This window comes from Nocardia sp. NPDC004722 (genome assembly GCF_053601505.1).
On the sequence record NZ_JBSGBY010001073.1, the window covers coordinates 1 to 1,360 of the forward strand.

1 protein-coding gene is annotated in these 1,360 nt (G+C 64.9%); it reads left to right on the forward strand.

Annotated features, from left to right (window positions below; genetic code table 11):
• The first annotated feature begins 88 nt into the window (after positions 1-88).
• Positions 89-1,357, forward strand: coding sequence for an MFS transporter (locus ACWELQ_RS45790; protein ID WP_452403209.1), 1,269 nt, complete (start codon positions 89-91; stop codon positions 1,355-1,357).
• Positions 1,358-1,360 lie beyond the last annotated feature (3 nt).

The following is a 1,360-nucleotide window of genomic DNA, read 5'->3' on the forward strand; positions in this document are numbered from 1 at the left end:
ATGATTGACTGGTTTGCTGCGCCGGATGGGGACCGGTCGGGTTCTCGTCGTCGAACGCAGCGGTACTCGACGACAGGATCGCGGCATGATGGCGATACGCACTCGACTCACACCGGACCAACGCAACTCATTCATCGCCGCCCAGCTCGGCTGGACCATGGACGCCTTCGATTACTTCCTCGTAGTCTTCGTCTACGCGGATATCGCCAAGAGCTTCCACATGCAGAAGAGCGAGGTCGCGTTCATCACCACGGCCACCCTGATCATGCGGCCGGTGGGCGCGCTGATCTTCGGGTTGTGGGCCGACCGGATCGGGCGGCGCATCCCACTGATGGTCGATGTCGCGCTGTATTCGGTGGTCGGCTTCCTGTGCGCGTTCGCGCCGAACTTCACCATCCTGGTGATCCTGCGCATGATCTACGGCATCGGCATGGGCGGTGAATGGGGTCTGGGCGCGGCGCTGGCCATGGAGAAGATCCCTGTCGAACGCCGCGGCTTCTTCTCCGGCCTGCTGCAGGAGGGCTACTCCTTCGGCTATCTGCTCGCCTCGCTCGCCTCACTGCTGGTCACCAACTGGCTCGACCTGTCGTGGCGCTGGCTGTTCGGTCTGTCGATCATCCCGGCCCTGATCATCCTGATCCTGCGGGCGCGCGTGCGTGAATCCGAGGTCTGGGAATCCACCCGGGAGCGCCTGCATTCCACGCGAACCTCGTTCCGAGACATCATCACCAACCCCGCGATCGTGCGCCGGTTCATCTACCTGGTCATCCTCATGACCGCCTTCAACTGGATGAGCCACGGCACCCAGGACGTGTACCCGACATTCCTGTCGGCCACCCAGCACGGCGGCGCGGGCCTGTCCACGGTCACCGCCAAGTGGATCGCGGTCATCTACAACATCGGCGCGATCATCGGCGGCCTGGTCTTCGGCACCCTGTCGCAGAAGTACGGCCGCCGCTACACGATCATCTTCTGCGCGCTGCTGGGTCTGCCGATCGTGCCGTTGTGGGCCTACTCCCACACCGCGGCCATGCTCTGCCTGGGCTCCTTCCTGATCCAGGTGGCCGTGCAAGGCGCGTGGGGTGTCATCCCCGCGCACCTCACCGAGATGTCGCCCGATGCCATCCGCGGTTTCTACCCCGGCGTCACCTATCAGCTCGGCAATCTGCTGGCCTCGCTGAACCTGCCGATCCAGGAGCGCCTGGCCGAATCCCACGGCTACCCCTTCGCGCTGGCGGTGACGGCGGTCCCGGTGTTCCTGGCCGTCGCCATCCTCACCTCGATCGGCAAGGAGGCCAAGGGGATTCGGTTCGGCAGCTCCGACAACCCCACCACCGCGCCGGTGACGTCGGGCTGACGT